Below are 26409 nucleotides of genomic sequence, written 5' to 3'. Positions count from 1 at the left end.
GGTGGGCCTTTACGATCAGCCCATGACGACGTTCGCGCTGGTTCACGGCGCGTGGCACAGTCCGTGGTGCTGGGAGCGCGTCGCACCGCTCCTATTGGAGGCGGGCCATGACGTGGTCGTCCCCGAGTTGCCGAGTGAGGACGGCGCGGCGGACTTCGACCGCTATGCAGATGTGGTGTGTACCGCCCTTCGTGCATACGACGACGTAGTGGTGGTGGCCCACTCCTTGGGCGGCGCCACTGGCGCACTGATTCCTGACCGCCGCCCGGTGCGGCATCTCGTGTACCTGTGCGCCGCGGTCCCCCAAGGTGGAGTTGGCTTGTTCGACCAATGGCAGGCCCAGCCCGACATGGTGGCGGCGGATTTCTCCGACGGCTGGCTAGCGGCGTTGAGTGACCCCGATGAGCAGTTGCGAACAACATGGGTTGACCGCGATTTCGCGCGCAAGGTGTTCTACGCCGACTGCGACGAGGCCACCGCGGCTGAGGCATTCGACCACCTCCGCCCACAGTCGGGATACCCGTGGACACTGCCGTGCTCACTGACCGAGCATCCGTCGGTGCGCTGCACCTCGGTGGTGTGCAGCGACGATCGGATCATCAACCCGGCCTGGTCGAGGCGCGCAGGCCGCGACATCGGCGCCGACGTCGTCGAGCTGCCGGGCAGCCATTCGCCGTTCCTGTCCCAGCCGTCGGCGGTCGCCGACGTATTACTCCGCGTCGCGGAGGCGAGTTAGCCCACGGGCGCGCGCACTCCAAGCACCGGCCGACCTACTGTTCCATTCGAGCGATCCCCATGCAGTGCGACGTAGTACAGAAGTTCGTTGCCGCCAATAGCCGCGTCTACCTTGCTAGTAGAGCTGCTACCACCGACGGGTTCTTGTAGAACACATCCAGTTCCACAATCAACCCGACACGGACCGTGAACACCTCGGCCATGCTCATCTCGACGCTCTCCCCAGACGCACGTGCGCTAAAGGTCAGGCGGTAATGCAATACGACTTTGTCGCCGTCTGCGATGAACTGCATTTCTGGGCTCGGTGTGAGCTCGAGTCCCTGAGCAATCTTGGTGATGAGATCGACAAAGCCCGCTGGGCCGAGGTAGTCACCGCTATACGGCACATCTCCCGCTGCATGAACGACGAACTCGTCGTGCAGTAGGCACAACGCATCGTCTAACCTCTGATCTCCAAAGGCATCGACCAACTTCATCACGACCGCCCGACTAGCCTCAGTTTGGGCGGTCATCGGACACCTCCACGCTCGCCGGAAACTGCCACACGAAGCCTGTCCCGCGCGGAACAGTCGGGCCCCGAATCGGTCCAATCGGTCCGGCTCCGCACCCCCGTGGCGCCTTCCGAAGCTCGGAGGTCTGCCCTATGACGCCGGACTGAGATCTCAACCAACAACGCGGTGTTCAATCTCGGCTGTAGGCAGCAAAACGACGATGCCGCACGCGCGACTAGCGATCGATCCCGCCGTGACCCGAGCGGACCAGCGCGTTGCGCGGCCGCAGAAAGCCGGGCTGCTGGAGCTCTCGAATGGCACGCTTTGTGCCCGAGGGGATCACGCGCTTGAAAAACACATCCGCGTCAAATGTCGCCCGGACGTCGTCCACAAAAGACCTCGGCAAGCCGAACCGAATACGGCCCTGGCTGACATCTATCAAGTCCGCTCGGCGCACCGCCTCGACCAATGCGGCATACCGGCGATGCGGACCGTACCTGAGCAGCCGGTGATGCTCAGCGACGATGAGCGCCAACTCATCTGACCATTCCTGACGTCCGGTCTCAGCCAGCCACGCGTCCTGCGCCTGGATCGACGGAACCAAATAGTCGAGAGTGTCGAACGCGGCCAGGTCGTGGAACGCCGACGCGATCGCCAGCTTGTCGTCGCGGTCGGGCTGATCCGGCGTGAGCGCGCGGGCGAAGTTGATCACCCGGTACACGTGCGCCTTGTAACCGTCGTAGCCCGCGTCGTCACCGTGGGCGCGATGGCGATGGGATTCGAGGATCTCCTCAGCCGGCGGTGATCTCCGCAGAATCTCGGGCGTCGCCACTACCCAGCCTCGTCAATTGTTCTTGCCACAATTGGTGTTCGACGGTTTGGTCGGCCATACACACGAGTTGATCTCGGTCGTGCTCTCGTAGCCCCCACCGACGAACACGCCGTAGGCATCGCCGTGGGTGCCGGTGTACGTCGCGCCGCCTCCTCCGCCGCCACCGCCCGCGTTCTCGACGACAACGGTCCAGCCCGCATCCTCGAGCGCGGTCTTGTACGCGTCCATGACCTCAGCCGGCGATCCGTTGACCAGGAAGTGCTTCTGGACACCGCCGTCGTAAATCCATGCCGGTCCGTCCTTCCGCTGACTGTTCGCCGGTATCGGGATCATCGACGGCAGATCGGAGCCTGCGGTTGTCGGCACGGCAGTCGCCGCGGCCGACGTGGAAGTCCCCGTCTCCGAAACGGTTTCGGTCACCGTCGTCGTGCTCGACTCACCAGACCCGCCACAGCCCGCCACCGCCAACCCGACGGCCAACAGCGTCGAAGCCACTACATAACGCGCCACACCCACTCCCATTCTGGTCATCGAGAAGGTACCGGCACTGTCCATGCGCTGCCCTGCTCGCGATCGAGCACCGTCTCACCCTTGTTCTTCAACGCGAAGATGTACACCAACAGGCTCACCCCGATGACCACCGTCACGTACACGATGAACAACGTGACGTGATCCGGTTTGGACGCCTGATACAGCATCGGGGCGGTCCCGCCGAAGGCGGAGTTCGCCAGCGCATAGCCCAAACCCACTCCCAGCGCACGGATGTCGGCGGGGAACAGCTCCGCCTTCACGATCGCATTCACCGACGTGTACCCGGTGATGATCACGTAACCGACGGCCAATAGGAGGAACGCCGTCACCGCCGACGTCGTCTTCGGCAGATACGTCAGCAGGATGTACGTGTAGAGCACGCCGGCGGCTCCGAAGAAGACCAGCAGTGGCTTACGTCCGATCCGATCACTGATGAGACCACCCATCGGCTGCAGCAGCATCAGGAAGATCAGGCCCAGCAGGTTCACCCACGTCGCCGTCAACGCGCGCTCAGATCCAAAGGAGGACTTGACGATTGCGGGTGCATTCACGCTGTAGGTGTAGAACGCGACGGTGCCACCCGCCGTAATGAGGAACACCAGCAGCAGCGGGCGCCAGTGCCTCGTGAACAACGTCTTCAAGGAACCGGCGCCGGTGTCCGCACCCGTGCGGATGGCCTCCAGGTGCGCATCGCTGAGCGACTCATCCATCGAGCGTCGGATCCACAGCACCACCAGCGCCGCGACGCCACCGATGAAAAATCCTATCCGCCAACCCCAGTCGTGCATCGCGTCGTCGTCCAGGAAGTGCAGCGCGATCAGCAGTGTGAACTGCGCCAGGACGTGTCCGCCGATCAGCGTCACGTACTGGAACGACGACAGGAAGCCGCGCCGATTCGCCGTCGCCGCCTCCGACATGTACGTCGCCGAGGTCCCGTACTCCCCGCCGGTCGCGAAGCCCTGCACCAGGCGGGCCAGCACCAGGATCACCGCGGCCCAGTAGCCGAGAGTCTCGCGCGTCGGCATGATCGCCACCACGAACGAGCACGCCGACATGAGGGTGACGCTGAACATCAGCGCCGCCTTGCGCCCCCGTCGATCGGCGAACCGGCCGAAGAACCACGATCCAACCGGGCGCATGACGAACGTGACCGCGAAGATCGCGTAGATGTACACCGTGGAGTTGGTGTCGGCCTTGTCGAAGAACTGAGCCTCGAAGTACGACGCGAAGACCGTGTAGACGTAGACGTCGTACCACTCGACGAGGTTGCCCGCCGAACCCTTGATCGTGTTGAGCACCGCACGGCGGGTGCTCGTGGGCGCCCGCGTCGGCCCTGATTGAACGGTTTGCGGCGTCGCCTCACTCATCCAGTCGACGCTAGCTGCGCGTGCCGCACGATCAAGGGAGTTTGCGCTCGGCGGCCAGAACCGCTTACCTGATGGAATGCCTGAACTGAATCGTCGCCGCGTCATGCAGATCGCCGGCCTCGGCGCTCTGGCGGCCTCCGTGTCCCTGCCCACCGCCAACGCGCAGCCGTCGACCAGCGACTATCGCTTCATCGACGACTTCGACGGCCCGGCCGGCTCGGCCCCCGATTTCTCCAAATGGGAGCCCGCGTACGAGCGCGAGTCCATGGAAGATCCCACGTTCTGGGAGCTCCCCGAGAACGTCGGCCAGTACCGCGACGACCGGCGGAACCTCTTCCTCGACGGCAAGTCCAACCTGGTGCTGCGCGCCGCCAAGGATGGCGACACCTACTACAGCGGCAAAGTCTTCGGTAAGTACCGCGGCGGCATCAACACCACCTGGGAAGCCCGGGTGAAGTTCAACTGCCTGACCCCCGGGTGCTGGCCGGCCTGGTACCTGGCCAACAACAACCCCACCAACGGCGGCGAAGTCGACATCATCGAGTGGTACGGCAACGGCAGCTGGGCTCCCGGAACCGCCGTCCACGCCAACCTCAACGGCGGCGAACATGTCAGCCACACCATCACACCCGACAGCGCGTGGCATAGATGGCGCACGCAGTGGACCGAGGACGGCTTCAAGTTCTGGCTGGACCACACCGAGGGCGCGGCACCGTACTTCACCGTCACGCCCGACCAGCTGCCGAACTACCAGTTCAATACGCCCGGCTACACACTGTTCCCGATCCTGGGCCTGGCGGTCGCCGGGTCGGGTGGCGGCGATCCCAGCGGCGGCACCTACCCCGCGGAGATGCTCGTTGACTGGGTGAAGGTCTGGTAGCCGGCCGTAGCGGGAATAGGTACGCCCCGGCACGGACTTGAGCTTTACGTAGCCGACGATGGGAGCCGCGATGAAGTTCGGCATATCCACCTTCGTCACTGACGACGGCATCGACCCCGTATCGCTGGCGCGCGCCGTCGAGGAACTGGGGTTCGGACAGGTGGCGCTGCTACTGCCCACCAAGCCGCTGGACGAGTCGTTACGTCTGCTCGACAAACTTGCTGCGCACGTCGCGGACTATCGCGGCTGAAACAGGCTCAGGTGTTCTGGGCGGCGACCCGGGCACGCTCCTTCATCGACGCGACCACTCCGCCGTCGTTGAGGATGTCAGTGCCCGTCAGATAGCCGGCCTTGGTGCTGGCGCAGAAGGCGAGCAGATCGGCCATCTCCTCCGGCTTGCCCCATCGCGGCACCGCGGCGTCGGTGACCATCGCGCCGGCGCCGGCCTGCTCCTCGAGCCTGCCCATCTCGGTGTCGATGGATCCTGGGGACACCGACACGACGCGCAGTCCCCGACTGTTGAACCTCTCGCACTGCGAGCTGGCGTACCACCGGACGAAGCTCTTGCTCACCGCGTACGCGATGCCGGACCGCGCCTCCTCGCCGGCGATGTCGCAGGCCGCCAGCATCGCCGCCATGAAAGCGGACTCGTCGGCGAACGCCGTCGGGAAGTGCGCCGCCGGGATGAGTTCGTCCGGCAGCAGGTGGGCCGCCATCGACGCCACATTGACGATCGCTGCGCCCTCGGGAGCGGCCGCGTAAAAGACCTCATTGACGTTGAGCGTGCCGATGGCGTTGGTCCTCATGACGTAGTCGGCGTCGCCCATGCTGGGGCTGACCCCGGCAGTGTGGATCACCGAGGCGACCGTTCCAAGACCTAATGCATTGTCGAACAGTCCGCTGACCGCGTCGCGATCGGTGACGTCGCAATTCACTGCCGTGGCCGTGACCCCAAGGTCCTTCAGCGTCGCCGCGGCCGCGTCGAGGCGCTCCTGCCTGACATCGCACAGCACGACGGTGTGGTCCTGGCCGACGACTTTCGCGGTGGCCTGCCCCATGCCGCCCGCACCGCCCGTGATCACCGAAACTCGAGTCATGTGTGGACCGTATACGCAGTGTGGCGACGTTACAGTCTTCGGGTCGGGTGTATCAGAGCCGCCCGGACGTTTCACCATGACGTAGGGTGGTTACTCGGACTAAGTAGCCGGACGGGTCCCGACTCTGGAGTGATGCCGAATGCCTTCGATCAAGAACACTGTGGCTGCGTTCGCAGTGGCCGCGGGCCTCGCGGCAACAACGCTCGGCCTGGGCGCGACCGTGGCGATTGCCCAGCCGCCGCCGGGAGTTCCTGCCCAAGGTGAGATTCCGCCGCCTAACGCGCCGCCGAAGACCACCGACTTCTGGCTCGGTGAGCCCGTCGTGTGGACGTCCATGTGGGGCGGCCGCTGGGGCGTCTGGAAGAACGGCCAGTTCCTCACGCTGTCGTCGAACATCGTCACCGGCGGCGGATAGGTCAACTTTGTGACACTCGGCCGAGCGGTCGATTGTCGACGCGCCCGGCCGAAGTGATCACGACACCTCAGCGGATCTGCGGATCGGGCGGATTCTCCGCCGCCCGGCCCGTTGCCGCGTCACGGATGTGATCGACGGTCGCGGTGACCATGCCCATCGTCTTGAGCACTCCTGGACTCGGCGGGGTGTCGGGATGCGGGCGAGTCGGGGCGATCTTCTTCGCCGCCTCCAGCTTCTCCCCCATCTTCACCAGATCCTCGCGGGAGATCGCGGCTTCGAAGGCCGGCCACACCACGTCCTGCTCGAAGGCGATGTGCTCACGTCCGGCCTTGACGAACTCCTTGAGCGCCTCCTGATAGTCAGGCTCACCCGGAACGCCGTCCTCGAGCCGCTGCAGGAGCCGCTTTCCCTCCTGCTCCTGCTCGATTGCCTTGTCGGCCAACGCATCTCCATCCTCGAGCAGCTCACGCACGGCCGGCCAGAAGAACTGCTCCTCGATCGCTTCGTGCTGCGACTCCGCGATCACGAGATTCGTCACCATCGTGCCCAGACCGCTTTCTGTGGCCCCGCTTCCGCTGGGCGCGCCGTCAAGCACCTCGAGCATGCCCAGCACGCTCTTGTGGTCTTGACGCAGAAACGTCAATGCGTCCATGTTCGAGTCCTTTCGGCTGCAGCGACACTCACGACGTGGCGGTGTGCTGCTCGTGGGTAAACGGCTTCTCGGCCTCGATCGCGGGCTCCCCTTCGGGATTGGCCTCGGCGCCGGTGTTCTCGCGCAGCGACGTACCCAGCCACTGCTCTTCCGGGTTCTCGACGTACTCCCACTCGATGCCTTCGGGCCACGGACCCTGGCCTTCGTTCCACGGACCGCGAACCGAGCCGTCGCCGTTACTCATGTTGAAGGCGACGTTCTGGAACCGCGGGTCGCCGGGCAGCTGGCCCGGCGGGAAGTTCACCGGGAGCTCGTTGAGCGCGGCGGTGAACTGCTGGTAGTGCGCGATCTCCCGGGTCATCAGGAACGTCAGCGTGTCCTGCACCCCGGGATCGTCGGTGAACTGTTTCAGGTACTCGTAGACCACCTTCGCGCGTGACTCGGCGGCGAGGTTGTTGCGCAGGTCCACGGTGGGATCACCGTTGGCGTCGATGAATGCGCCGGTCCAGTTGTTGCCTGCGGAATCCTTGACATCAGGGCCACCGCCGCTGAGCACCAAGAACATCGGATTCACCGCGACCTGATGGATCGCCTGTTCGCGACCGTCCTTGCTAGCCACCGCGGGCATCCAATCGCACCGCTGATTGGCGATCTTCAGATCGTCGTTGAGACCATCGAGCAGCATCGTGATGGTTGCCCCGACCATCTCGAGGTGGCTCAGCTCCTCGGTGGCGATATCCATGAACAGGTCGTACATCTTGGGATTCTTGTCCCTGAGCACAAACGCTTGAGTGAAGTACTGCAGCGCTGCAGTGAGTTCGCCGTTGGCGCCGCCGAATTGCTCCATGAGAAGGCTGGCGAAGCGCGGATCCGGCTGGGATACCCGTACCTCGAACTGCAGATCTTTGTTGTGTATGAACACGACATCTCCCGACTGAATAGATATGAGGGCCTCGGTCCGCTGGGCTGTAGACCGAGGTAACACTCGCTTACCCGGGGTCGTGTGGCGCAAACGGAGGAATCCGAATCGTTTGTGCGAATTTCAAGATCGGCCAACGTATTCCGAAGTTGTCTCTCACGCTGCGGCGTCACGCAGTATCTGCTGCAGACGCTCGAGTGGTGTGCCGGGTTCGAGCCAACGTTGCTGACCCCGGTCTGTGGTTGGCCCAGCGGACGGGGACGGTGGCGGCGGGGCGGTGGCCTCCGGCGCAGTCGGAGGCGGTGGCGGTGCCACCTGTGCGGCTTGGATCTTCCGATCGAGCCGCGAAAGTGCGTCGTTGCGGAGCGTACGTCGCTGCGGATCCGGGTCGGTGTTGCCGGCGAAGCACCCCGGTGAGGCTTGCTCGACCACCGACCGCGCATCGAGGTAATGGGCGACTGCGGATCGGCCGTCGAACCGCGCGGCCGCGCGGTCACCCAGCGTCTCGCGGACGAATGCGAGGTTGACCCGCGTCGCGCAGGACTCCGACCGGGCCAGGCTCTGGCTGTATTGGCGGTCTGCCTCCCCGAGATCGTTCTCGAGCACCGCAAGGCCGCCCGCGGCGAAGTGGACCTTGGCCGGCTCGATCACGTTGAAAACCATCAGCGTGTCCACTGCGCGGCGTAATTGGGCGGTGTCCCGCTCGGCAAATGCCGAGGCGGCGGAGCCTCCGGCGACGACGACCCACAGTGACTTGACGATCACCGCGATGAGAAGCAACGCCACCGGCGCGGAGAACACCAGCAAGCGACGGCGTAGCCGCGACCGTGCCTCGACGCTCATGGGATCACGTCCACGCCGACGTACCTGCTGCGACGGACGTCGCGCAGCACCAGGTAGAGCTCGATCAAAATAAGGACAGCAGCGCCCAGCGCTGGCAACCAGTACGTTTCGGTGTGGCTGCCCGCGGAAGCTACGACCGCCGTCGGCTCGGTCGCGCCGCCCGCCTCGGGCAACTCCGCGGTCGGCAGTGCGCCACCGGAGCGCGCGATGTACGGCACCCCCAACTGATCGGCTACCGTTCGCAGCGTGACTTCGTCGACAGGCGATCGTGCGATATCGCTGCCGGGGATGCGACCTCCCGCCGACGTGCCGTAGCCGAGCACGGCGCCGCCGTCGACCGAATCGGCTGGCAGAGCGAATTCCCTTGCGGGAAGTGATGATTCGGGAGCACCCGCCCCGAGGTAGAAGACCAGTGTGGTGGCCCGCGGATATTGCTGGACCGCGCTGATCAGCTGGTATCGCAGCACGGTGCTTGCCGCGCCGGCGTTGGTCTGGGTGACGCCGTCCTGCCGGTAGGCGTAGAGGTCGATGGTCTGCGCGATCGGCCGCAGGCTCCAGGTATCCGCCGACAGCGGCCACTCCAACGACGGGGCCGACGAGAATCCGATAACCGCGAATCTGGCCCGCGGATACCGGTCGATCAGAGCCTCGATGTCGTCGCGCGCCAACTCCATCCGGCTGTGGCCATCGATGTCTTCTACCGCCATGTTCGGTGAGCGGTCGACGACCAGGAAGACGGTCGGTTCGGTGTCGCCTGCGCTGCGCGGCGCGGATTCATCACCTTCGGTGATCACTACGCGCATAGCCGCGAAGACGAGCAGAAGTGCCGCGAAGGTCACGAGCAGCCAACGCCACAACATTGTCCGGCTGCGTCCCGACGCGCGCCACCGGCGCAGCGCGATGAACTGCGCCGCGACGAGCACCGCCGCCGTCACGAGCAGTAGTGGCGGTAGGACCGGATGCAGCGTCATCGCCGTACCACCAGTGGCCAGAGCGTCAAACCCATCAAGGCCACCAACGCCAATAGCAATGGCACATCGGGTGTTTCGGCGGCCTTGACGACCGCGGCGACCGTCGCAGTTGGTGGCGGCGGGTGATCCCTGATCTGGGCCAGATCGGCTGCGGTAGCGGAGTTCGCCGGAAGCGAGCGTCCGCCGCTCTCGCGGGCCAGCGCCTCCAGCGCACCGCCCCCCGGCCCTGTCATCAGGACGTTGACCTGGACACTGCCTGCCTCCACCAGGTCGCGAACCGCGTCGGCGGTGAACAGGGCGGGGCGGGTCTCGCCGGTTTTGCGGAGCGATCCGGGTCCGACGTAGATGAGCGAGCGGCGTTGTGCCGCATGTTTATCGAATTCCGGGAATCCGGTGACGCACAGCGCCATGACGTCTTCGACGCCGCCGGCGTAGTTGACGTACGAGACCGCCGGCGTCCACCTGGCGTCGTCGCCCGCCTGTTCGGATGCCGCCGCGAAACCGTTGAATTGCTCCGCGGCATATTGGTAGTCGCGGGTCATGGGCACGATACGGCGATTGGCTGTGGTCAATCCGATGCGTTGGGTGCTGAACCCGGTCACACGCTCGGCGAAGTAGCGCAGGGTCGCGCGGACAGCCGGGTCGGTCGGTGGTGCGCCCATGCACAGCATGATGTCCTCGGGCTGAGCGGCATCGGATTGTCGTGCAGTCGAGGGCAACCCGGTTGGGCGGGCCGCGGCGACGACAGCGGCGCCGAAGATCACCGTCAGCAGGATGATTGCCGCAATGGTGGTCAGCGTGCGCAGCCAGGCGGCGCGGCGGTACTCGGGCAGACGGGTCAGCCGCTCGACATTGGCCAGCAGGCGCAACCGCCGGCGCTCGGCGTCCATCGGCTTCAGCGCCGCCGCCGCGACACACGCCGCCAGGCCGAGACACCCGGCGATCGCGACCACCCACCAGGTCAACTCCACGTGTGGATCAGCTCCTCGGCGGAGTCGGTGACGGCCCCGACGTCGATGGTCGAGTCGGCGTTGAACTGCGCGTCGATCAGCTCGGTCAAGACTGGTGCGGCCGACGCCAGCTCACCCGCGGCGATGGCATCCACCTGCATGTATTCGGCGCGAGATCCCGTGGCGGCGTGTAGAAATGCACGCAGTTCCCGGCTGACGGCCGCCGCAGCGGGGGCTGCGGCCAGTTCGCCTGCCCGGTAGCGTTCGCCGATGGCGCGCACCGCGCGGGCGGACCGTCGTTTGACCAGTTCGCTGCGGGCGGCTCCGATGACCGGCAGGTCGCGGATCCGTCGCTCCGGCATGGTGAACAGGAAAACCGCTGCGTACCAGCCGATCAGGATCACCGACAGCAGGATTGCGAGCCACAGCCACCACGACGAGTACGGCGTGGGGCCGCTGACGAAGCGGATCAGCTCATCGGACACGGGCGTATGTTCCGGTCATCGCTGTCAGCCCCGCCCTGATTCCCCTGCTGCCGGTGAATCGCGCGTGGGGCACGCCGTGGGTCGTCAGGAACGTCGAAAGCTGCTCCCGCCGATCGAATTCGGCGCGCCGATAGGCGTCGATCACCTGCGCGCCCAGCGTCGCACCACCCATCACGACGCGGCCTCCGACGACGTCATAGCCGTCGCCCTCGTCGTCGACGGATCCGATGGCGTCCATATCGGCGACCATCGCCCACATGACGTCGTGCTGGGCGGTAAGCCGGGTCAACACCTCCCCGAGGCCGTCATCGACCTCCGGCTCATCGGACACCACGAAGATCAGCAAGCGTCGTCGAGAATGCCGTGCCACCCAATTCAGTTGTGTCACCACACTGCTCGGGGCGGGTGCGGTCGTCGTGTGGTGATGGAACCGATGCAGCATGCTCTCGATGTGCGTCTCGCCGCGCCGCAGGCGGATGTCGACGCAGCCGCGGACATCACCGAACACCATCCCGATCTCGTCGGCCCGGCGCAGGGTGATCAGGCCGATCGCACCGATGACGTTCGATGCGACGTCACGCTTGCGCTCGCCGGAGGGCGCCTGCGCAACCATGTTTCGGCCCGCGTCGGCGATCACCAGGATCTTATGGTGCTTCTCCGAGACGAAGCGCTTGATCAGGACGTGCCCGGACCGCGCGGTGGCTTTCCAGTCGATGTCGCGGACGTCGTCACCCGGCACATAGGGCCGCAGGTCGTCGAACTCGAGGCTGCGGGTGTGCACGAGTGCGTACCGGCCACCGTCGAGCAGTCCGGTGGTGTCGCGACCGAAAAACCGCTTGGCACTGTCGAGATGCTTGCCCATGACCTCACGGCACCCGCACCGCGTCCAGCACAGCGTCGATCACCACGTCGGGCGTGATGTGCAGGCTGGCCGCCTCGAACCCGAGGATCAGCCGGTGCCGCAGCACGCGATGCGCGAGGCGCGCGATGTCGTCGGGCACGACGTGGTTCCTGCCGCGGACGACGGCCAGAGCGCGCGCGGTGCGGCAGAACGCGATCGTCGCTCTCGGGCTCGCCCCGTACTCGATCAACCGGGCGAGATTGGCCGGCAGATACCGCTCCGGCGCCCGTGTGACGTGCACCAGTCGACTCGCGTACTCGATCAGCGCACGGTCCATGTGCACGGTCTGAACAAGACTCTGCACGCGGCGGATCTCGTCGAGCCCCACTGCGGGTGGCACGCGGTGGTTCTGCTCGTAGAGTCCGGCATCCATCCGCATGACGACCTCGACCTCGTCATCGACGGACGGATATTCGACCAGGTCCTTGAGCATGAACCGGTCGGTCTGGGCCTCCGACAACGGGTAGGTGCCCTCCTGCTCGACCGGGTTCTGGGTGGCGATGACCAGGAAGGGTTCCGGTATCGGGTACTCCACCCCGGCAATGGTGGTCTGACGTTCCTCCATCGCCTCGAGCATGGCGCTCTGCGTTTTTGCGCTGGAACGGTTGATCTCGTCGAGCAGCACGATGTTGGCGTGGACCGGTCCGAGTTGGGTGGCGAAGGTGTTGGTGGCGGCCTCGTAGATCTGGGTACCGATGATGTCGCTGGGCAACAGGTCGGGGGTGCATTGGATGCGCCGGAACACGCCGTGGATCGATTCCGCGACGACGCGGGCGGCTGTGGTCTTGGCCAGGCCGGGAACGCTCTCGATCAGCAGGTGGCCGCCCGCGAGAAGGGTCACCAGCAGCGACTCGCGCAGTCGGTCCTGGCCGACGACCTTTGCTGAGAAGGCGGACGATACCGCTGCTACCACTCGTTCGGCTTCGGCCAGATCCCGCTGGTCAAGCCTGGGTAGCGGCGCGGTCATGGATACCTTTCTCGCGGGACAAGTCCCGCATGGGTACCCCGCCGCGCGGATCTCACGCCTGCTTAGGCACGACCTCGACCGAAGTACAGCTCCTGGGTCGCGATGCAGACCAGCTGCCCCGCCCGGTTGTACATGGTCGACGTCGTCAGACCCCTGCCCGCGACGCCACTCGGCGAAACCTGATCGGACAACACCCAGTCCGACAGGTCGACGGGCCGGTGAAACCACAGCGCATGGTCGATCAGTGCGTTGAACGAACCGATGGGCGTCTGTTTCCTCCGCGCGAGCGCGACCTCGACCATCGTCGTGCCCGACAGATAGGTCAGCAGACAGCTGTGCAGCACCTCGTCGGACACGACGGATCCGTTGGGGCGCCACCACATTCGCATCCGCGGCGGCGGTTCCGGCATATCGACGACGAGACGCGGAGGTGGATCGACGTAACGCAGATCGAAAGGCTGCGGTCGCACCCAGTGGCCACCGAGCTCGTCGGCGTATTCCGCCAACTGCTCCTGGATCGGCTGGAGCTCATCCGGGTCGGGGACCTCAGGCATCGGCTGGTAGTAGTCCAGCGACTCGATGGGCGCACTGAACGAAGCGAGCGCTTCGAGCAGGATCTGGCCGTTCTGGCGCGCCGTGATCTGACGAGTCGACAACGTGCCGCCGTCACGGGCCGCATCGACGTGGATGTCGACGGGCTCGCGCGCATCGCCGGCCCGGATGTAATAGACGTGCACGCTGTGCGGCGTCCGGCCGGGCGCCGTCCGGCTCGCCGCCATCAGCGCCTGGGCGGCGATGTGCCCGCCCGCGATATGGTGCACCGGATTATCCAGCTGGGTGGCGCGGAACTGGTGGTCGCCGACACAGTCGACGTCAAGGGTGGCGATAACGTCAGCAAGCGACGGCGGGCGATATCTCACCCGGGCATCATGCCGCACCGCCCCGAGCGAGCTACGGTCGGCGAAGCGTCATGAGAGTGATCTCACTCGGCGCGAACACCCGGAAGGGTGGACCCCAGAAGCCGGTACCGCGACTCGTGTAGAGCTGCGTCGTCTCGCCGTGACGGCTCAACCCGGCCACCACCGGCTGGTCCAATCGGACAAGGAAATTGAACGGCCAGATCTGTCCGCCGTGGGTATGGCCGGAGATCTGAAGATCGACGCCGGCGCGCACCGCCTCCGGGACCTGTTTGGGCTGATGTGCCAGCAGCAGCACCGGCAGTGTGCGGTCGGCTCCCGCGAGCGCGGCCTCGACATCCGCTTTGTGTCCTTGACGCGACGCCTCGGCCGTCGCGTCGTCCACGCCGGCGACGATCAACCGGTCACCGCCACGTTCGACGACGACGTGGCGATTGTGCAGGGCGGACCACCCCATGCTCTCCATGTAGTCCAGCCACGCCTGCGCCTCGGTGAAGTACTCGTGATTGCCGGTGACGTACACCCGCGCCTCGGCGGCCCGCACCGACGCCAACGGGCTGACCTGCCGCTCGCGCATGTCGACCGTCCCGTCGGCGAGATCACCGACATGGCACACCACGTCGGCGTCGAGCTGGTTGACGCGCTTCACCACGGCCGCCGACCACCGGGCCCGATCGATCGGCCCGTAATGGGTGTCCGTGATGATCGCGACGCGCAGACCGTCGAGACCGGCACCGAGCCTTGGCATCTCGACGTCGACCGTCCTGACGCGTGGCACCCGCATCGCCTCGAAGAACCCCCACGCGAGCAGCGCCACCGCGACCGTCAGCACGACCGCGGCCACTAACCGCGATCGCACCGGATCCTCGACTCCCGCAACGAACAGCAGCAGTCCGAGCACTTGGCCCAGCACCGACCAGGCGAACAACACCCAGACCCCGCCGAGAAGGGCGTCGCCAGCGACGGCGGCCCAGTCGACGTGCCTGCGCCCGTGGCCGAGCACCATCAGCAGCGGCAGCGCTGCCGCGGCCACGGCGAAGACCAGCGTGCCGGTCACGAGGACAGCCGGCGGCCACGCCGAGCCCGCGACGACCAGCGTCCACCACGGCACGCCGAACAGCAGCAGCATGAGGGTGATGACGACGGCCACCCGGCGCACATGCACACTCGACCGCCGAGGAGGGTCGAAGGCTTCCTCTACTACGTCTGCGGGATCGGTCATCGCATTCGACGTTACCTACGATCTGGCCCCTACACCGGCGCCAGGCGGTCCGCCCACGGCATGGCCTGCTCGAGTTGGGCCGCCAACCGGATGAGTAACGACTCGCCCGCCAACGGCGCGACGAACTGGACACCGAGCGGCAGACCCGCCGCGGTCCAGTGTAACGGCAGCGAAATCGCCGGTCGCCCAGTCAGATTCGCCAGTTGCGTGTACGGCACCCAGCCCAGGTTCTTGTCCACGAAGCTGTCCACGATCTTGGTGAAGCGCAGCGCGCGGGCAGTGCGTGTCTTGATGAGCAGCTCTGCACCGCGTTGCAACGCGGCAGGCAGCTCGAACTCACCGATCTTCGGTGGTGGCGTCGCCAACGTGGGCGTCATCAGCAGGTCGTAGGACTCGAAGAAAGTGGTCAATCGGCGGGTGTGGTCGTGGCGGCGCTGGACGGCGGCCACATAGTCGACGCCGCGCGTCGCGCGTCCGAGCGCCGCCATGATCAGGGTGTCGAACTCGAACCCGTCGTTGCCCGCACCGGTCGCGCGCTTGGCCTCGGCGACGTTGAACGCGGCGTAGACAAACCAGCCGAGCAGAAAATCCCTGGCGAGTGCGGCGTCGTCGAAAGGGGCCTGCGGCAATTCGTCGACGTGGTGGCCCAGCTCGGCCAGCTTCGCGGCAGCCGCCTCCACGGCGGCGACGGCCTCGGGATGCGGCGACGGGTTGATGGCCGACGGCACCCGCACGCCGATCCTCAGCTTGCCGGGATCCGCCCCCACGTTGGACGCGAACGGGGCGTCCGGCAGCCCCGGCACGTACGGCCCGAACGGTTCGCCGCCACTGATGACGTCGAGCATCGCGGCGGTATCGCGCACCGTTCGCGAGACGACACCCTGCACACCCGCCCCGTGCATGGACTCGCCGGTGGCCGGACCCATCGGCGTCAGCCCACGACTCGTTTTCAACCCGACGAGACCGCAGCAGGCGGCGGGAATGCGGATCGACCCGCCGCCGTCGTTGGCTCCGGCACACGGCACGATGCCCGCCGCGACGGCGGAGGCGGACCCGCCCGACGAGCCACCCGGCGTATGGCCGAGATTCCACGGATTCCGTGCGGGCCCCCACGCGACGGGCTCGGTGATCGCCTTCGCGCCGAACTCCGGTGTGTTGGTCTTGCCGAAGATGACCAGCCCGGCGTCGATCCAGCGCTGGACGACGGTGGCGTGCTCGGCGGCTGGCAGCGACATCAATGCACGCGATCCGGCCGAGGTCGGCAGCCCGGCGTAGTCCTGCCCGAGATCCTTGATGAGGAAGGGGACGCCGGCGTACGGACCGCTGAGTTCGGCTGGTGGCACCGCCGGGATGTCGCGCACGATGGCGTTGATCCGCGGGTTCACCGCCGCGGCTCGCTCACGAGCAAGGGTCAGCAGTTCCGCCGGAGACACCTCGCCCTCCGCGACGAGTTTCGCCAGCCCGGTGGCGTCGTACCGCCGGTACTCCTCGAAGTTCATCGTCTGAGACTAGAGCGATTTCGGCGTGTTAAGTCTCGCTCAGCGTGACCCAGCACGCCCAAATCACCGGAGTGGGTTGTACTTGTCCCACGCCCGACCGACGAGTGGAGAGAGATGAGCCGACTGAACCCCGCCGAGACGATCATCCGACTCCCCGACGAGATCCCGTGGGAAGTCCCGCCAGGCGCACCCCCGCAGTCGGTCGAGGAGGCGGTGCTGGCAGGTAGCGAGACCGAGGACGGCCAGTATCTGGTCCTCATGAAGTGGTATCCCGGTTTCATGAGTGCCCCGCACTTCTATCGCACCGATCGACTGTGTGTGGTGCTCTCGGGCGTCTGGTGGTGCAACAGCGGAGCCGACTTCGACCCGCAGTCGGCGATGCCCGCGCCGGCGGGATCTTTCGTGAAGCGCGTCGCGGGTACACCGCACTACGACGGCGCCCGCCCCGATGCCACCGAGCCGGCGGTCATCGCCGTCACCGGAATCGGGCCCGTCGACCAGACGTGGGTGGACCCGTCGCAACCCCCGCTCCGCCGTATCTGAATTTGCGATTTCGGCGTGCTAAGTCTCGCTGAGCGCGACCCAGCACGCCCAAATCACTGGGGTGGGGCGACGCCGTCGACGAGATTCCAGGCCAGATAGCCGAAGTTGGGCAACTGCCGCACCGGACCGGCGGTGGCGAATTGCAGACTGCCCAGTTGCTCTTGTAACGCAACACATTTCGCCTCGAGCGCCTCCCGCCCCGTCGTTACCCCCTCGGCGTCGGTCCATCGGACGTCCTGCGCGTAGGTGCGGTCGATTGCCGCGCTCCGCTTGGCCTCATCGCGTTCGTTGAACACCTCGAGGAGGTTCGCCAGCATCAGGGTCTCGATCGGGTCGGACATCAGGGTCTCCTCGGTAGGGGCTGCGGTGAGATCGTCGCATCTCATAACCCCTGGGTGTGCCGGATCAATACCGCGACGCGTTCTACTTCCTGATCTCGGTCATCTGGTTGGACCTCCTGATACTTGCCCCTCGGGACGGTTCGACGTGGCTATCGTGCTGCCATGAGCCTCGTCACCTACGAACTCGACGATCACATCGCCACGATCACGCTGAACCGCCCGGAGGCCCGTAACGCGATCAACGGTGCTGTCCGTCGTGATCTGAACGCGGCCTGGGACCGGTTCCGCGATGACGAGGACGCGTGGGTGGGGATTCTGACCGCCAACGGCGACGTGTTCTGCGCCGGCGGTGATCTCAAGGACGGCGAGGGTTCGGTGGGCACGTTCGGGGGCACCTTCTGGGAGAAGCCGACGATCAACTCGTTCGAGAGCGGGATGGAGCTGTTCAAGCCGACGGTCGCAGCCGTCCATGGTCCGTGCGTCGGCTACGGTCTGACCGGAGTTCTGTTCTGCGACTTCGTGATTGCCTCCACCGCTGCCACGTTCTCCTTCCCGGAGGTGACGCTCGGAGTACCCACCATCGTCGGGGCGATCCGCCTGCCCGAGCGAGTGCGTTGGGCCGACGCCATGGAGCTGCTGCTGACCGGGGCACCGATGACGGCTCAGCGCGCCAAGGAGATTGGCTTGGTGTGGCGCCTCGTGGAACCCAATGAGTTGCAAGCGCAGGCCCGCTCATGGGCGCAGACGCTCACGCGGGCGGCTCCCCTGGCGCAACGCGCCACCAAGGAGGTGGCGTGGCGCACGGCGAACATGGGCTGGATCGAGTCGGTTCGCTTCGGCGAGACGATGCGCAAGGTGGCCGCCGCCACCGAAGACGTCGCCGAGGGAATCAAGGCGTGGCAGGAGAAGCGCCCACCGCAGTGGCGCGGACGCTGATGACCCGGTCCGAGTACGAGCGCATCCGCGCCGCACACCTCGATGCGGTGCAGGCGGCGCTCGACGATCACGTGGGCCGCCTCGACTGGACGGCCGAACAGATTCGGCGCCATCGCGACCAACGGCTGCGCTCGCTCCTCGCCTACGCCCGCGAACGTTCGCCGTTCTACGCCGACCGGCTACGCGGCGTCGACGTCGAGCAGGCGACTGCTGCCGATCTCGCCTCGATTCCGATGCTGACCAAGGCCGAGGCACAAGGCGAGTGGGATGCGATCGTGACGGCGCCCCACCTCAATCGTGAAGCAGCAGAACATATCTTGAACACCCAGACCTGGTTCTCCTACACGCCGCACGACGAGCAGGTGTTCAGCTCCGGCGGCTCCAGCGGGGTGCGCGGCGTCTACGTCTGGGACTGGCAGTTTTTCATCACCACCGCATGTCTTGCCTGGCGCATGCAGGCCCGCGACGAGCGGCGCAGCGACCCAGTGTCCAATGCGCGGCTTGCGGTACTGACCGCGGGACTGCCGCCCCATGCCAGCACACCGCTGTTCGACGTCCCCGCCATCGCGGGCATGCAGACCGCCGTCATCGAGGCGGGCGCACTGTTCGACGAAGTACTGGCCGCAGTCAAGGGTTATGCGCCGACCCACCTCGTCGGATACGCCAGCGTCATCGGCCGGCTGGCCCGTGCTTCGCTCGCGGGCGACCTGCCAATCCGGCCGACGCGGGTGAGCACCAATTCGGAGCCGCTGTTGCCCGAGGACCGCGAGGCCATCGTCACCGCCTGGGACCCGACCCTGCACAACCTTTGGGGTTCAACGGAGATCGGTGTTCAGGCGGTGTCCTGTGGACACGGACCCGGTCTGCACATCTGCGAGGACGAGGTTATTCTCGAACGCGTCGACGACGCCGGCACACCGGTGGCTCCCGACGCACCGGCCGTCCGCACCCTGGCCACCGGGCTGTCGAACCGCACATTTCCGTTCATCCGATACGACCTCGGCGACGAGATCACGATGCTCACCGAACCATGTCCATGTGGCAGCGCGTTCGCTCTGGTGGCCGACATCAGCGGCCGTCACGACGACGATTTCACCTACGGTCCACATACGGTTCCCGCCAGTGCTTTTCGCCATGTCCTCGGCACGGATTCGCGCATCGTCGAGTACCAGGTGGTGCAGACCGAACGTGGCGCCGACGTGTTGGTCGTCGCCACGGCCGATGTGCAGTCATTGGTACCGGACCTGGTGTCGGCGATGCAGCGGCACGGGATCGCCGAACCATCCATCCGGATCAGCGCCGTCGAGACGCTGGGGCGCAATCAGGCCAGCGGCAAGCTCAAGCGATTCGTCCCGCTGCCAGCCCGCTGAACCGCGATGACTAGTTGTTCTCGGTCATGACGTTGGTAGCAGGCGTGTTGGCTTGATGTGAGGAGAACCTCCGGGTGAGGTGTGGCTTGTCGAAGGCCCATCACCACCCCGGAGGTTCTCGTGTCCCACCGTAATGCCCGCACCACGCTGCACGGCCGAATGCTGATCGTGCAGCGCCACCAGCAAGGGTGGCCGCAGGCCCATATCGCCGCGGCGATGGGCATCTCCCGCAAATGCGTCCACACCTGGATCAGCCGTTATGCCGCTGAAGGTGAGGCCGGACTGCATGACCGGTCCTCACGACCGCACCACAGCCCTCGCGGACCTCGGCGCGGGTGGAGCGCCAGTGATCGCCGCGCGGCGCAAACATCGTCGGGGCCAGGACTGGCTGGGTCCTGAACTGGGCATTGCGCCCCGGACCGTGGGACGGATTCTGCGCCGTCGCGCTGTGCCCTACCTGCGTGACTGCGATCCGATGACCGGTGCGGTGATCAAGTCGTCGAAGGCCACGACACGACGCTATGAGCGACAACGGCCTGGCGAGCTGGTGCATGTCGATGTCAAAAAGCTCGGTCGTATCCCCGACGGGGGTGGGTGGCGCGCTCACGGGCGTAGTGAACAGGTCCGCAGGCGCGGTATCGGGTATGACTACGTGCACTCGATGGTCGATGACCACAGCCGGCTGGCGTACTCAGAGATCCATGCCGATGAGAAAGGTCCGACGTGTGCCGGGTTCATTGCTCGGGCGGCGCAATACTTTCAATCGCAGGGCATTTCGCGTATCGAGCGCGTGATCACCGACAACCATCTGAGCTATCGGCGCTCGGCCCACGTCGCTGCCGTCATCGACCAACTGCACGCCAAACACCTGTTCATCAAGCCGCACTGCCCATGGCAGAACGGCAAGGTGGAACGCTATAACCGCACCCTGCAAAGCGAATGGTCCTATCGCCGGGTGTTCGCCTCCAACGCAGACCGCGCCCGAGCACTTGCGCCCTGGGTCGAGTTCTACAACACTCAACGCCGCCACAGCGCACTCGACGGGGTACCACCCATCAGCCGACTGCAACCAACGTCATGACCGAGAACAACTAGTGTTTCGGTCGTGGTCGATGACTTGTGGACCGCCGCGACCCGGCACCCGTTCCTCGACGCGGTGCGCAAGGGCACCATCGCCGACGCGGCTTTCAACCGATGGCTGAGCCAGGACGTGCTGTTCGTCGCCGACCTGCTCACCTTCCAGGCGCGGCTGCTCGCACGGGCGCCGCGCCCCGCTCAGGGTGTGCTCGCGGGCGGATGCGTCGCCCTGGTCGACGAACTGGACTGGTTCGAGGTGCAGGCCGACAAGCGCGGCATCGACCTCGACGAGCCGGCACTGCCGGCCACGCTCGCATACCGGGAGCTGCTGCAGCGGCTCGATGACGTGCCCACCGACGGGGCGCTGACAGCGCTCTGGGCCATCGAGCGGGTGTACCTGCTCGCGTGGTCGTCGGCGATCTCGGACACGTCGCCGTTCCTCGAGTTCGTCGACCATTGGACCACCCCCGAATTCGCGTCGTACGTCGACGGATTGGGCGAACTGGCGAGCCCCGACGCCCACGCCGACCTGGTCGCCGAGGTGCTGCAACACGAAGTGGCTTTTTGGGAGATGGCGCTGTCATGAGTCTTTCGAAGAGATTGTGGAACGACAACCGCGATGTGGCCGACGACGCCCTGGCGCATCCGTTCGTTCGAGGGCTCGGTGACGGTTCCCTGGATCGCGATGTCTTCGCCGGTTACGTCGCACAGGATGCGTTCTTCCTCGAATCCTTCACCCGCGCATACGCTCTGGCGCTGGCCCGCAGCACCGACACCCCCACACTGATCGCGCTGGCCGGGTTGATCGCCGGGGTCGCCGACGAGTTGAAGCTGCACAACTCCTACGCCGCGCGCTGGGGCATCGACATGGCCGGCGTCGAGCCGTCGCCGGCAACGCTGGCCTACACCGACTTCCTGCTCGCCACCGCCGCCACATCTGACCTCGGCGTGATACTGGCGGCGATGACCCCGTGCATGCGCCTGTACGCCTGGCTCGGGGCCTCGTTGGACGCGGATAAAGCCGGACCGTACGCGGAATGGGTGCAGACCTATGCCGATTCCGGGTTCGACGGCCTGGCGTCGCAGCTCGAAGGCCTCCTCGATCAACACGCCGACGACAATGCCGCCGTCGCAACGGCGTACCGGCGCGCGATGCATCTGGAAGTGCAGTTCTTCGAAGCGGCGTTCTCAGGCTGACAGGCGCAGCAGGTACGCGCCCGCCTTCGTCACCGCGCGCAAGTCACCGCGCGTTTGTCACGGGTGCACACCGACGAACCCGATGTCGCGAAGCCAGCAGTGCGCGACATCGGCGACCTCGCGCCAGCGGTGATCGATGGTCAGCGAATGGCCCGCGCCCTCGAATTCGTGGAAGTCGGTGACGGCCGACGACTTCGAGTACTGCTCGAACGCGGCTCTGGCGGTGGCGAGCGGCACCGTGTGATCGGCAGTGCCCCCGGTGATCAGCAATGGACCACGCCACGCATTGGCCGTGTCGACCTTGGCGGGCGAGTTCGAATTGAAATTCGCCGTCTCGACTTCGAAGAGCGGTTTGCCCGGCGACGGGATCGACCACTGTTCCCACAGCGCATCGGATTCCGCTTCCGTCAGCGTGTTTCCGAACCCGTACCGAAACTGCTCGCGGGTCAAACCCTTCGCCCGACTCCAGTTGAGCGGGTTACCGACAACCGGGAATGCGGACTTCAACTGCGCGACCGGCAGAGCCCGTACGCCCTTCATCGGAGCCGGGTTGATCGCCACAGCGGCTGCCACCTTGTTCTGACCCAGCAGCAGCTGGGCGATCAGGCCACCGAGTGAGTGGCCGATGACGACCGGCGGACTCGAAAACCGCTCGATCACCGCCGCGAAGTGGTCAGTGAGCTGATCGAGCCCGTATCCGGCCTGCGCGCTCGGGTTGTCTCGCGTCGCACCGACGGTTGCGGCCTCCCCAGGCCAGCGCGGTGCGATCGCCTCATACCCGTTTGCGGCGAAATGGTCGATCCACGGCTGCCATGCCGCATGCGACACCCACAGCCCGTGGATCAGGACGATGTCCGCCGCCACAGTCTTCACCTACCCCTCCAGGCAACGACCTATTTGCCGACGAACGTATTCGGAGGGTGTTGACGGTGAGTGGACGCTTTGTGGATGCCGGTGTGCGGATATCGCTTGCCGGCATCAGGGCAGGTCAGCCAGGAATTCGTCGGCTCGCGCGCCGAAGAGTCGTGCACCACGCTCGATCGACAGAGCGCGGGCGGCTTCAGCGGCCGAACGCACCGCGGCGGTGGGCTCCCCGCGCGCGTGCAGCAGCCGCGCGCGCAGCAGCATGATCAGGCCCTCCGGGTACCGCTGGCCATACGCATTCAGGTAGAACTCGGCGCGGCTGAGCGCTGTGGCGGCATCGTCGACGGACCCGGCGGCCAGATGCATCTCCGCGAGCAGCCCGTACCAGGTGGCCACACACGTCCGTGGCGGATCGAGGAGGTTCGCTGCGATCAGGCGCTGGGCCTCCGTGATGTTCGCGCGCTGATCCTGTCCCTTCAGCACCCGCGCCCAACACCGCGCCAGCCGCTGGTATGTCCCGAGGAAGACGAAGGAGAAGCCAGGATCCACCGCGATCCCGCGCTCTGCGCCACGCAGCGCCCACTCGGGGTCGCCGACCAGCACCGCGGTCCTCGAAACCAGGGTGGCCCACACGGTGGTGCGGTAGGGGTTGTCGGCAGCGGCCTCGAGGATGTCAAACAATTCGTGTGCCGCCTCGACGTCTCCGTGTACCGCACCGATCTCCGCCAGCACTCCGATCATGAGCGCTTCCAGGTCACCTCTCACCGGGTCCTGCTCACGCTGCGCGAGACCCTCGAGCAGGATCTCTCTGGTTTGGCTGAGGTAGCGCATCGCATCTCCGACGTTGCCCAAGTCGTACTGGTGAACGCCCCAGGCCTGCATGCCATATGTGCGCACTATCGGGTCGGACGACTCATACCCCTGTTCGAGCATTCGCCGGGCCAGGGCACCACTGCGATCGAACTCGACTGCCTGGTGGTGCGCGGTCCAGCGAGAGAACTGAAACGCGGTGGCCTCCACCTCTTTCCCGAGGGAACGTGCGAGGTTTTCGGCGCGCTCGAGTAGGTCGAGAGCCGCGGTACCGTACATGGTCCGCATACCCACCACCGCGGTCAGTAGCGACAGCGCGATCAGTTCCACCGCCGTCAGTCCTGCGTCCCGAGAGATCTGAACGGCCGAACGGAGTTGTTGCTCAGCGGCTTCCAGAGCTGACTTCGTCATGGCGACGGTGCCCGCCCGGATGAGCGCACCTGCCGTGCGCGCCGAGTCGGCCAGCGGGCCGGCCGACCACAGGTGATAGGCGAGGCGTTCGGTGACGAATTCTCCGCCCGAATCGACACGCTCGAGCGCGTCGGCGATGCGCAAATGCAATTGGGTCGCCCGGCCCGGCGGCGTGGTCCCGACGACCGCCTCACGGACGAGGTCGTGGGCGAAGCGAAATGTGTAGGGGTCGTGGGGAATCGGCGTAATCAGTCCGAGGCCTTCGAGCAGCTCCAGTCGATCGAGGCAGGTCGGCACCTCGACGTCGACGACTCGGGCGAGCAGACCGATGTCGAATCCCCGGCCGATGAGCGCCGCCACCTCCAGCAGACGTTTTACCTCGTCGTCGACATCGGCCAGTCGATCCCAGACGACGTCGCGCACCGTCGCGGGAACGTCGGCCCGCCGGGCGGCGTCAGCGGTCAACGAGTCGGTGTTCGCCAGCAACCTGGACAGCTCGCGCACGAAAAACGGATTGCCGCCCGTGCGGGCGTAGATGTTCCGGGTGGCCTCGACACCCGGGTCGCGGCCGGTTTCCCGGCGCACGAGTTCGGAAACCTCGGCGAGGTCGAGCGGGCCGACGCGGATGCGGCGGTGTCCGGGGACCCGGCTCGCCGCCGCGAGCATCCTTGCCAGCTCCGTACCGGGAGTCGGCGCGCGGTCGCGCAGCGCACCGACCACCACGGTGCCCGCGGGCAGGCGTGCCGCCAGATGGGAGAACAACTGCAGGGAGGCCACGTCGGCCCAGTGCAGGTCATCGATCACGAGCACGAGGGGGCCTTGGGTCGCCGCCTCGGCCACGACGCCGACGACGTGCTCGAACAGGCGGAATTGGCCACCGCTGTCGAGTAGCAGCGCCCCACCGAGGACTCCGTCGCGCGGGCCGACGAGGCGGCCTAGCTCGCTGTCGAGCCACCTCTCCTTGGCCGCTGCTGGCAGGGTGTCCACGAGCGCGTGCATCGCCTGCACCCACGGCCACATCGACGGCGTTCCGTCTCCCTGGAGACAGTGACCCCAGACGACGCGTGCGCCGCACCGTTCCGCTTCTGCCGCAACCTCTTCCAACAACCGCGTCTTGCCGACGCCCGGCTCGCCTTCGATGATCACAAGCCCAGATCCCTTGGCGAACACCGAATCCATGGCCGGGTGCAGCACGGCGAGTTCCTCGACGCGGCCCACCAGTCCCGGCGCGGCCTCCGCCGGCCTGCCGGGCGACTCGGTTGCCACCGTGCCGGTATCGGTCGTGGGGGCCTGAGTGAGGACCCGCTGGTGCGCGTCCTCCAGGACCTGACCGGGATCCAGACCGAGTTCTTCGGCGAGTCGCTCCCGCACCGTACGGAAGACCGCGAGCGCCTCAACCTGTCGCCCGGCCGCGCCCAGGGCGGTGATGAGGCTCGCGTGCACCGGTTCATGCAGGGGCGCCATCCGGACGGCCAGCTGAAGTGCCGCCAACATACGCTCCGGCCGACCCAGCGATACTGCGAGTTCCGTTGCCGCCGTGCAGGTGTCGAAGAACTCGTTGTTGAGTCCGGCGAAGACGGCCATGGCCGCGGGCCCCTGCGGAAGTCCGTCCGCGGCGGGTGCGGTCCACAGACCCAATGCCCCGACGTACTCGTCGAGCGCCGCAAGCCGGCGGTTCGCGGCCAGCTCGACTTCGGCGGCGGCGACGAACTCGCGGAACCGGACCAGGTCCAGGGCCGCGGGCCCGGGCGCGAACAGGTAGCCGTTGCCCCGCCGCAGGAGATAGGAACCCGTACCCCGAACGGGCAGCGCGGGTTCGAGTAACCGCCGCAGCGCGCCGACGTATTTGTGTAGAACGTTGACCGCGCTGGCGGGTGCCCCCTCACCCCAGATGAGGTCGACGAGCTCGGCCGTGCTCGTCGGCTGCCCCACCCGGGCGAGGAGCAGCGCCAGCACAGCGGCCTGCTGCGGTGGCCCTGGATCCAGTTCGACACCGTCGCGCCAGACCCGCAGCGGACCGAGGATCTGTAGGCGCAGCGAAACGACGGGGAGGGGCGCGTCGTCCGCACGAACGTCGACGGGATCACCAGGCACAGCCACGTCCGTCACTTCCCGCTCGATACGACCGACTGCGTACGGCGCGAGCTTACTTTCCCGGCCCCCTTCGCCACCCGCGCTAGCGCATT

27 protein-coding genes and 2 pseudogenes are annotated in these 26409 nt (G+C 66.3%); 10 read left to right on the top strand and 19 right to left on the bottom strand.

Annotation, left to right across the window (positions count from 1 at the left end; all coding sequences use genetic code 11):
• Window positions 1-22 precede the first annotated feature (22 nt).
• The gene (locus tag G6N43_RS03190) at window positions 23-736 is read left to right on the top strand and encodes an alpha/beta fold hydrolase (RefSeq protein ID WP_133056585.1); all 714 of its coding nucleotides are present in this window, start codon (window positions 23-25) and stop codon (window positions 734-736) included.
• A gap of 106 nt (window positions 737-842) precedes the next feature.
• Here the strand turns inward: G6N43_RS03190 and G6N43_RS03185 are convergent, their stop codons facing one another.
• The 4 genes from G6N43_RS03185 to G6N43_RS03170 all read right to left on the bottom strand — a co-directional run bounded on the left by G6N43_RS03185 (window position 843) and on the right by G6N43_RS03170 (window position 3956).
• Complete coding sequence (locus G6N43_RS03185; RefSeq protein WP_083156899.1) at window positions 843-1247, bottom strand: nuclear transport factor 2 family protein; 405 nt, start codon at window positions 1245-1247, stop codon at window positions 843-845.
• A gap of 214 nt (window positions 1248-1461) precedes the next feature.
• A complete protein-coding gene (locus tag G6N43_RS03180) occupies window positions 1462-2058 on the bottom strand; it encodes an HD family phosphohydrolase (protein WP_083156898.1) in 597 nt (198 codons plus the stop codon).
• A 12-nt stretch (window positions 2059-2070) separates the two neighbouring features.
• On the bottom strand, window positions 2071-2613 hold the full coding sequence (locus G6N43_RS03175; RefSeq protein WP_244960510.1) for a hypothetical protein: 543 nt from the start codon (window positions 2611-2613) through the stop codon (window positions 2071-2073).
• Window positions 2586-3956, bottom strand: a complete 1371-nt coding sequence (locus G6N43_RS03170; protein WP_083156896.1) for an MFS transporter — start codon at window positions 3954-3956, stop codon at window positions 2586-2588. The genes G6N43_RS03175 and G6N43_RS03170 overlap by 28 nt, the downstream gene beginning before the upstream one ends.
• Before the next feature lie 76 nt (window positions 3957-4032).
• On the opposite strand from G6N43_RS03170, the gene G6N43_RS03165 reads away from it, so the two are divergent.
• Together G6N43_RS03165 and G6N43_RS31010 are read left to right on the top strand one after the other, a co-directional pair.
• Window positions 4033-4836 carry a glycoside hydrolase family 16 protein gene (locus G6N43_RS03165; RefSeq protein ID WP_083156895.1) on the top strand — a complete coding sequence of 268 codons (804 nt, stop codon included), beginning with the start codon at window positions 4033-4035 and terminating at the stop codon, window positions 4834-4836.
• 70 nt (window positions 4837-4906) lie between these two features.
• Window positions 4907-5005: pseudogene (locus tag G6N43_RS31010) on the top strand (LLM class F420-dependent oxidoreductase); the annotation flags it as partial.
• A gap of 88 nt (window positions 5006-5093) precedes the next feature.
• On the opposite strand, the gene G6N43_RS03155 reads toward G6N43_RS31010, so the two are convergent.
• Window positions 5094-5933 (bottom strand): SDR family oxidoreductase, encoded by an 840-nt coding sequence (locus tag G6N43_RS03155; protein WP_083156893.1) that lies wholly within the window; start codon window positions 5931-5933, stop codon window positions 5094-5096.
• A 139-nt stretch (window positions 5934-6072) separates the two neighbouring features.
• On the opposite strand from G6N43_RS03155, the gene G6N43_RS03150 reads away from it, so the two are divergent.
• A complete protein-coding gene (locus G6N43_RS03150) occupies window positions 6073-6348 on the top strand; it encodes a hypothetical protein (RefSeq protein WP_165761905.1) in 276 nt (91 codons plus the stop codon).
• A 67-nt stretch (window positions 6349-6415) separates the two neighbouring features.
• Here G6N43_RS03150 and G6N43_RS03145 read toward each other — a convergent pair whose 3' ends face one another.
• From G6N43_RS03145 to G6N43_RS03095, 11 genes are all read right to left on the bottom strand, one after another.
• Window positions 6416-7000: a hemerythrin domain-containing protein gene (locus G6N43_RS03145; protein ID WP_083156892.1), complete on the bottom strand. Its 585-nt coding sequence runs from the start codon at window positions 6998-7000 to the stop codon at window positions 6416-6418.
• 28 nt (window positions 7001-7028) lie between these two features.
• On the bottom strand, window positions 7029-7922 hold the full coding sequence (locus G6N43_RS03140; RefSeq protein WP_083156891.1) for a manganese catalase family protein: 894 nt from the start codon (window positions 7920-7922) through the stop codon (window positions 7029-7031).
• Window positions 7923-8075: 153 nt separating this feature from the next.
• Window positions 8076-8762, bottom strand: coding sequence for a hypothetical protein (locus G6N43_RS03135; protein WP_083156890.1), 687 nt, complete (start codon window positions 8760-8762; stop codon window positions 8076-8078).
• Window positions 8759-9733, bottom strand: a complete 975-nt coding sequence (locus tag G6N43_RS03130; RefSeq protein ID WP_083156889.1) for a VWA domain-containing protein — start codon at window positions 9731-9733, stop codon at window positions 8759-8761. The genes G6N43_RS03135 and G6N43_RS03130 overlap by 4 nt, the downstream gene beginning before the upstream one ends.
• Window positions 9730-10704 carry a hypothetical protein gene (locus G6N43_RS03125; protein ID WP_083156888.1) on the bottom strand — a complete coding sequence of 325 codons (975 nt, stop codon included), beginning with the start codon at window positions 10702-10704 and terminating at the stop codon, window positions 9730-9732. Before G6N43_RS03125 ends, G6N43_RS03130 begins: the two co-directional genes overlap by 4 nt.
• Window positions 10695-11168, bottom strand: a complete 474-nt coding sequence (locus G6N43_RS03120) for a hypothetical protein (protein WP_083156887.1) — start codon at window positions 11166-11168, stop codon at window positions 10695-10697. Before G6N43_RS03120 ends, G6N43_RS03125 begins: the two co-directional genes overlap by 10 nt.
• Window positions 11158-12030, bottom strand: a complete 873-nt coding sequence (locus G6N43_RS03115; protein ID WP_083156886.1) for a DUF58 domain-containing protein — start codon at window positions 12028-12030, stop codon at window positions 11158-11160. Before G6N43_RS03115 ends, G6N43_RS03120 begins: the two co-directional genes overlap by 11 nt.
• A 4-nt stretch (window positions 12031-12034) precedes the next feature.
• Window positions 12035-13036 carry an AAA family ATPase gene (locus tag G6N43_RS03110; protein ID WP_083156885.1) on the bottom strand — a complete coding sequence of 334 codons (1002 nt, stop codon included), beginning with the start codon at window positions 13034-13036 and terminating at the stop codon, window positions 12035-12037.
• Window positions 13037-13098: 62 nt separating this feature from the next.
• Window positions 13099-13956 carry an acyl-CoA thioesterase gene (locus G6N43_RS03105; protein WP_083156943.1) on the bottom strand — a complete coding sequence of 286 codons (858 nt, stop codon included), beginning with the start codon at window positions 13954-13956 and terminating at the stop codon, window positions 13099-13101.
• A gap of 31 nt (window positions 13957-13987) precedes the next feature.
• The gene (locus tag G6N43_RS03100) at window positions 13988-15175 is read right to left on the bottom strand and encodes a metallophosphoesterase (RefSeq protein ID WP_083156884.1); all 1188 of its coding nucleotides are present in this window, start codon (window positions 15173-15175) and stop codon (window positions 13988-13990) included.
• A gap of 29 nt (window positions 15176-15204) precedes the next feature.
• On the bottom strand, window positions 15205-16674 hold the full coding sequence (locus G6N43_RS03095) for an amidase (RefSeq protein ID WP_083156883.1): 1470 nt from the start codon (window positions 16672-16674) through the stop codon (window positions 15205-15207).
• 114 nt (window positions 16675-16788) lie between these two features.
• Here G6N43_RS03095 and G6N43_RS03090 point away from each other — a divergent pair, with 114 nt between their 5' ends.
• Window positions 16789-17217 carry a cupin domain-containing protein gene (locus G6N43_RS03090; protein WP_083156882.1) on the top strand — a complete coding sequence of 143 codons (429 nt, stop codon included), beginning with the start codon at window positions 16789-16791 and terminating at the stop codon, window positions 17215-17217.
• A gap of 53 nt (window positions 17218-17270) precedes the next feature.
• On the opposite strand, the gene G6N43_RS03085 is transcribed toward G6N43_RS03090, so the two are convergent.
• Window positions 17271-17558 (bottom strand): nuclear transport factor 2 family protein, encoded by a 288-nt coding sequence (locus G6N43_RS03085; protein WP_234810273.1) that lies wholly within the window; start codon window positions 17556-17558, stop codon window positions 17271-17273.
• A gap of 162 nt (window positions 17559-17720) precedes the next feature.
• Between G6N43_RS03085 and G6N43_RS03080 the strand changes: the two genes are divergently transcribed.
• The 5 genes and pseudogenes from G6N43_RS03080 (at window position 17721) to G6N43_RS03060 (ending at window position 22138) form a co-directional block, all read left to right on the top strand.
• Window positions 17721-18494 carry an enoyl-CoA hydratase/isomerase family protein gene (locus G6N43_RS03080; protein WP_083156881.1) on the top strand — a complete coding sequence of 258 codons (774 nt, stop codon included), beginning with the start codon at window positions 17721-17723 and terminating at the stop codon, window positions 18492-18494.
• Window positions 18494-19864, top strand: coding sequence for a phenylacetate--CoA ligase family protein (locus tag G6N43_RS03075; RefSeq protein WP_083156942.1), 1371 nt, complete (start codon window positions 18494-18496; stop codon window positions 19862-19864). Before G6N43_RS03080 ends, G6N43_RS03075 begins: the two co-directional genes overlap by 1 nt.
• 120 nt (window positions 19865-19984) lie before the next feature.
• Window positions 19985-20945: pseudogene (locus G6N43_RS03070) on the top strand (IS481 family transposase).
• 24 nt (window positions 20946-20969) lie between these two features.
• Entirely contained in the window at window positions 20970-21527 is a 558-nt protein-coding gene (locus tag G6N43_RS03065) for a TenA family protein (RefSeq protein ID WP_083155933.1), read from the top strand.
• Complete coding sequence (locus tag G6N43_RS03060) at window positions 21524-22138, top strand: TenA family protein (RefSeq protein ID WP_083155931.1); 615 nt, start codon at window positions 21524-21526, stop codon at window positions 22136-22138. Before G6N43_RS03065 ends, G6N43_RS03060 begins: the two co-directional genes overlap by 4 nt.
• Window positions 22139-22195: 57 nt before the next feature.
• Here the strand turns inward: G6N43_RS03060 and G6N43_RS03055 are convergent, their stop codons facing one another.
• Together G6N43_RS03055 and G6N43_RS03050 are read right to left on the bottom strand one after the other, a co-directional pair.
• The gene (locus G6N43_RS03055) at window positions 22196-23011 is read right to left on the bottom strand and encodes an alpha/beta hydrolase (RefSeq protein WP_234810217.1); all 816 of its coding nucleotides are present in this window, start codon (window positions 23009-23011) and stop codon (window positions 22196-22198) included.
• Window positions 23012-23116: 105 nt separating this feature from the next.
• Window positions 23117-26323 carry an ATP-binding protein gene (locus tag G6N43_RS03050; RefSeq protein WP_083155964.1) on the bottom strand — a complete coding sequence of 1069 codons (3207 nt, stop codon included), beginning with the start codon at window positions 26321-26323 and terminating at the stop codon, window positions 23117-23119.
• Window positions 26324-26409: the final 86 nt, after the last annotated feature.

Source organism: Mycolicibacterium moriokaense, assembly GCF_010726085.1.
In the GTDB taxonomy this organism is placed as follows: domain Bacteria; phylum Actinomycetota; class Actinomycetes; order Mycobacteriales; family Mycobacteriaceae; genus Mycobacterium; species Mycobacterium moriokaense.
This window is presented reverse-complemented; position numbering and strand designations above follow the sequence as displayed.